The sequence below is a fragment of the Streptomyces bicolor genome, from assembly GCF_000719285.1.
GTDB classification, from domain to species: Bacteria; Actinomycetota; Actinomycetes; order Streptomycetales; family Streptomycetaceae; genus Streptomyces; species Streptomyces bicolor.
Genome location: NZ_JOFS01000081.1, coordinates 1 through 5438 on the forward strand (window position 1 = coordinate 1; position 5438 = coordinate 5438).

Here is a 5438-nt window from a genome sequence, read left to right on the forward strand (position 1 = left end):
ACCGCCGCTACGAGCGCAAAGCCGAGCACTTCCTGGCCTTCACCAGCATCGCCTGCACCCTCATCTGCTACCGCCGACTCACCAAATGAGATGACGTCTTAGGGTGGGGGAGAAAGCTGCAGGCAGACCAACAGAACCAGCAGTCCTTCTCAGTGGTGAATCAGGAGTTCCCGCAGCAATCGAAAGACGTTCGCGGCAGCCGAGACGGCGGCCAGAACCACGCCCCAGCGGGGCTTCGGATTGTGCTGTTCCCTCTGTCGCGAGGTACTGTCAGGCATCACGATGCGTCACCTCTCCTGTGGTGATACTCGTTGCCCGTCGGGGCGAGTTGAAGCTGTCCAGGCCGCTCGTGCCGACGGGCTGTCTCCCTTCAGGGGTTCGTGACAGACCGTAACAAGAGATCCGCGCTTCGCAAATTCGATCTCGCCTATTCGGACACGGATTTACTTGCTCCTAGCGGGACTTGTGAGCGGAGCCACCGATTCCGAAAGGTCGGGTCTGGTTGACTGGTCGGCCAGTCGAGCCCGATCTCGTCACGTTCTGTCAACTGAGCGTGGCCTGCCGGCGTGGTGAGGCCGCCGCGCGCGACGCTCGTCGGCGGTCAGCGGTGCCTCCTAGGGGAGGGCCGCCGCGAGGCACTCGGTGAACTCGGGCCGCCGGCTTCTCGACGTCCTGCGCGCCGACCCCGCTCGGCAGATCCCAGACCGGAATGACGAGCCCGTGAGCGTGGAGGGAAATCACGAGGCGGGTGCTCATCGAGGCTAGCGGCCCACCACGAGCAGCCACACGAGGGCGTCCAGAAGCTGCTCCTCCGCGTGCGGCATGACCCGGCGCAGGTGGTTCTTGCCTGGCATCTCGCAAGTCCACGCCAGTGAGCCTGTCGGCGGGGTACCCGCTACGTTGGCCTGCTCGAGCGAGTCGGTCACCCGGCGTGGCGTTTTCCGCGTCCGGGACCAGAACTCGAAGCCGCTGTGCACAATCGGCTCGAACGCGCCTTCGGGGTGAGGCCGCGGCTGATGTCGCCGGACGCCGTGTCGTTCTGCAGGCCCAGTAGCACCGAGCCGTCGTCGCAGCGCAGGGCCGGCCAGGCCATCGGAAGCACCGTCGCCAGCGTGACGGATGGGACGCCCTCGGGCTGGCCGCCCTTCAAGGGCAGCTCCACCATGGCCGCCGGCAGCAGCTCACGCAGCGCCACCCAGCCGCACTTGCCCGGAAGTCCCTCGAAGGGACGGTGCACCAGCTCGGTCACGACGTGCGCGGGGGCACGTACTGGAAAGGCTTTGCAGCGCTGGCCGGTGGGCTCGGCCTTCGTCTGGGGTCGCTTCTTGGCCATCGTGGGGTATCACCCGGTTACGGCTCGTCTCACGCGAGGCGCCCCCGGACATCGGCGGCACCGTGGCGGGCGACCGTCGCGAACACTGAGCACCAGAGCGGCCAACTGAAGTGCGCAGTGGCTTCCCAATGGGGAAGTCAAGCTGTGTCGACGGGCAGCATCCAGTTTCGTGATCAGCGCGCCGCCCGCACCCGCATGCTGCCCCTGCGCGTTGCCGACGCCCTGCGCGAGGCCGGCTGGCCGACGGACCTGGCAGCCTTCGCCGGCGCCCAGATCGTGCGCTCGGCCACCAGGGAGGGACTGAAGACAGAAGAAGGCCGAGGCATCACCTCGGTCACGCTTTACCTGCCGCGCACCGTGCTCGATGAGCTCACCGACCTGTGCGCCGAACACCGCCCGCAGCTGGAAGAGGCCCTTGCCAAGGAGAAGGCGGAGAAGGCACGGGAGGCCGAAGCCGAGGCCAAGGGCCCCCGCAAGAAGGCAAGGAAGGAGAAGACGGAGGCCGTTCTGCCCACGCCCACCGTCGCCGCCCTTATCCGCCGGCGCACGGCCACCATCAATCTCTTCGGCCGCATGCTCGCCGAAGTGCCCGGTGCCCAGGTCGATGGCGCCGTGCAGATGGCGCACGCCTTCTGCGTCCACCAAAGCGGCCAGCAGCCCGACTACTTCACCGCGGTGGAGGACTGGTCGCTGCCCCACGAGGCGGGCAGCGCGCACCTGCAGACGAGCTTCTTCACCACCGGCCTGCTCTACCGCTATACCACCGTCAACCTCACCGAACTGACCCGCAACCTGAATGGCGACCACGACCAGGCCCTGCACCTGCTGGAGCTGTTCGCCGAGGCGTTCATCGAAGTCATGCCCGGCGCGAAGAAGACGGCCACCGCCCCGCACACCTACCCCTACCTGGTGCACTACGCGGTGCGCGACCGCCGCCCCGTCTCCCTCGCCACTGCCTTCGAACAGCCCGTCAAAAGCGCGCCCGGCGGCGGCTACATCACCCCCGCCGTCCAAGCCCTGTCCCAGTACGCCGGCGCATTGAACCGGCTGTTGGGCAATCGCCGCCTGATCGGCTCCGGCTACGCCACCGCGCACGACGCACCCGTCGACCACCTCGGCACCGTTCACGCCAGCTTCGACGACCTGACGGACGCGCTCACCCAGACCGCCGCCCAGTCCTCCGCGACACGGGCGGCCGCATGAACGGCATCCTGCTGCGCCTGGCCGCCCCGCTGATGTCGTTCGGGGAACACGCTGCCTTCCACTACCGCGACATCCTCCCTTTCCCCACCCGCTCCGCCCTCATCGGTCTCTTCGCCGCCGCGGACGGGCGCTCGCGCGAAGAAGCCCTCGCCCCCGACACGGACACCCACAACAGCCCCTACGCGGACCTGGAGTTCACCGTCCGCATCGACCGCCCCGGCATCCGCCACACCGACTACCACACCGTCGGCGGCGGCCGCCCTCACAAACAGGGCCTGCGCCCTAGCGCCGGTGACTACCGGGCTCAGAACAAGTCCACCCTCATCAGCAAGCGCGTCTACCTCGCCGACGCCGTCTTCACACTCGCCGTCCAAGGCCCCGACCCGCTCCTGGAGCACCTCATCCAGCGGCTCGAACAGCCCGCCTTCAGCACCTACCTGGGTCGGCGAGCCTGCATCCCCGACGAACCCCTCGTCCTGGGGGGCCGCACCCTGACCCCGTCGGTGAACTCCGCCATCGTGTTCCGCTCAGCCTGGCCGCCGCGCCGCGCCGCGAGCAAGCCACAGTGCCGGTGGACTTCATCTGGGAACGACAGCCCGATCACGTGCCCGCCGCCCCCTCCCACCGCGAAGTCGCCGACGTGCCCGTCGACTTCACCCCCAACCGGCGCTTCCACGACACCCGCCACGTCTGGCGCACCACCGAACCCATGCGCGCCGACCTTTACGCCCCACCGCCCGCGATCACCGCGCTCGCCGCCTACATCCGACCAGGACGCTCCCTGTGACCAGCACCCCTGACATGCTCGCCACCACGGCGACGCTGACCCGGATCCGCCTCAACCGCCGTAACAAGACCGTCCGCCGCGACCTGACCGACACCGTCAGCCTGCACAAGACCGTGATGCTCCTGGCCCCCGACGACCTCGGCGAGCACCCCCGTCACAAAGCTGGTCTGCTCTTCCGCCTGGAAGACGCCACTGACGACGCCCCTCCCACCCTGCTCATCCAGTCCCACCAGCCGCCCGACCTCACCCGCCTGCCCCAGGACTACGGCACCGCCGAAACCCGTGCCCTGCACCCCATGTTCCAAGCACTGGCCCCCGGCCGAGCGGTGCGCTACCGCATCACCGCCAACGCCAGCGCCGTCCGCCGCGCCCTGGACGACCACCAGCCCGTCGACAACAGGCGCGGCAGGCAAGTCGTCGCCCTCTATGGCGACGACGCCATGGCCTGGTGGCAGCGCCGCGCCCATCAGGCGGGCCTCGCCCTGACCACGACCGACACCACCCCCGCCCGTTTCCGCCGCCCCCGCAAGCGCCCGCACCCCACCACCGAGGCGGGCGAAGCTGATCACGCCCCCGGTCCCCTGCACGTGCTGACCCGCTTCGATGGCCTGGCCACCATCACCGAAGCCGACCGGCTGCGCCACGCCGTGCTCACCGGCATCGGCCGCGGCAAGCCCTACGGCGCCGGACTGCTCTCCCTCCTCCCCGCTTGACCCACCCCCACCCGAGGAAGATCCCGGATCTCTGTGCCCGCCACGCCCTCACCCGACGGCCCCTACGACACCACCTCCCTGCGCGCCGCCGCCGTACGCCGCCTGCTGCGCCTGCGTAATGCCGAACGCCTGACCCAATACGACGTGCGCACTGTCGCCGCCGCCTTCACCGTCCACTGGCGCACCGTGCGCCGCTGGATGGACAACGCCACCGCCCACCACGGCACCTACACCCCCCAAGGCCGCCCCCATTTCACCCTCACCCCGGCCATGCACGACGCCCTGGCCCGATGGAACGGCAACGCAGCAGCCACCTACCGCGAACTCGTCGACGACGGCATCTTCGGCAACCCGCCCCGCGTATCCCAGGCAACCTTCTACCGCGCCCTCGACCGGGAACTCACCCCCGGCCAGCGCGCCGCCCTTAAAGGAGGCGAAGCAGCCCGTCGCCGCCACGACGTCCACGCCCTGCGCCCGCACGGCAACCGCAACGACGTCTGGGAGACTGACCATGTCGAAGCCAGCGTCTTCGTCAACATCGACGGACGACGCAGCAAACCCTGGATCACCTGGTTCATCGACCACTCCACCGCCGTCATCTGCGGGCTGGCCTCACCCCCCACCAGCCCAGCCAGGACGCCATCCTGGCCGCCGCCCGCGACGCCATCCTCTGCACGGAGCACCACCGGCCCTTCGGCGGCATCCCCCGCAAGATCCGCACCGACCGCGGCCGTGACTTCCTGGGCAAGTGCGTGGACGAGGCGTTCAAAAAGTTCGGCACCGAACTGATCGTCCTGCCGCCCTACAGCCCCCACCCGAAACCTTCATCACCGTCGTCCTTGACTGGGTGGAGTGGTGGAACAACGACCACACCATCGCCCGCCTCCACCGGCGCACCCCCGCCCAGGCCTGGCACGCCGACCTCACTGCATCCTCCTCTGGCAGCGCTACAAGCCCCTCACTCCAGGCGAAGTTCTCACCGTCATCCCCCAATACCACCCGCTGTGGACCGCCGTCCCCACCGACGACCTGCTGTGGATCGACGACGTCGTCTGCCACGGCAACTTCCGCCAATGGGCCAAGCTCACCTATCTGATGCTCGAAGCCCAAGGCAGCCTGGACGAGCCTGCCGAAACAACGACCTGACGGCTTCCACGCATCCACCGGCTCGCATGCCGCCGGTGACGCTCCCCGCTCCGCCTACAGCCGCGACCTCGTACGCGCTGTCCTCAGCCGACTGGACCCCACCCAACGGCATTTCGACTGACCCTGCCGGGAGAGCCTGGGCAGCGGTCACCGCGGGTGTGTCAATTTAACGGCTGATCTTGTTTGTTGAGTGGTCAGTTGTTGCTCGGGGTAAGGCGGCCCTCGAAGGCGATCTGGAATGCGTTGAGAGGTGCTT

General features: G+C 68.6%; 5 protein-coding genes and 3 pseudogenes. 7 read left to right on the forward strand and 1 reads right to left on the reverse strand.

The genetic code is table 11. From position 1 onward, the window contains the following. Positions 1 to 89 (forward strand): annotated as a pseudogene (locus IF78_RS48175) (IS5/IS1182 family transposase); the annotation flags it as partial. 454 nt (positions 90 to 543) lie between these two features. Here IF78_RS48175 and IF78_RS47285 read toward each other — a convergent pair. Continuing rightward, positions 544 to 1333: pseudogene (locus tag IF78_RS47285) on the reverse strand (DUF5926 family protein). A 144-nt stretch (positions 1334 to 1477) separates the two neighbouring features. Here IF78_RS47285 and cas7e point away from each other — a divergent pair. From cas7e to IF78_RS49315, 6 genes and pseudogenes are all read left to right on the forward strand, one after another. Beyond that, a complete protein-coding gene (gene cas7e, locus IF78_RS0142620) occupies positions 1478 to 2536 on the forward strand; it encodes a type I-E CRISPR-associated protein Cas7/Cse4/CasC (RefSeq protein ID WP_234440028.1) in 1059 nt (352 codons plus the stop codon). Positions 2537 to 2568: 32 nt separating this feature from the next. Then, a pseudogene (gene cas5e / locus IF78_RS50270) lies at positions 2569 to 2988 on the forward strand (type I-E CRISPR-associated protein Cas5/CasD); the annotation flags it as partial. Between the two features lie 119 nt (positions 2989 to 3107). Continuing rightward, positions 3108 to 3323, forward strand: a complete 216-nt coding sequence (locus tag IF78_RS50275; protein WP_234440030.1) for a hypothetical protein — start codon at positions 3108 to 3110, stop codon at positions 3321 to 3323. Next, a complete protein-coding gene (gene cas6e, locus IF78_RS0142630) occupies positions 3320 to 4036 on the forward strand; it encodes a type I-E CRISPR-associated protein Cas6/Cse3/CasE (RefSeq protein ID WP_051828692.1) in 717 nt (238 codons plus the stop codon). The genes IF78_RS50275 and cas6e overlap by 4 nt, the downstream gene beginning before the upstream one ends. 33 nt (positions 4037 to 4069) lie before the next feature. After that, complete coding sequence (locus IF78_RS44635) at positions 4070 to 4825, forward strand: hypothetical protein (protein ID WP_234440029.1); 756 nt, start codon at positions 4070 to 4072, stop codon at positions 4823 to 4825. 66 nt (positions 4826 to 4891) lie between these two features. Beyond that, the gene (locus IF78_RS49315; protein ID WP_199921481.1) at positions 4892 to 5182 is read left to right on the forward strand and encodes a hypothetical protein; all 291 of its coding nucleotides are present in this window, start codon (positions 4892 to 4894) and stop codon (positions 5180 to 5182) included. The last annotated feature ends 256 nt before the right edge of the window (positions 5183 to 5438 follow it).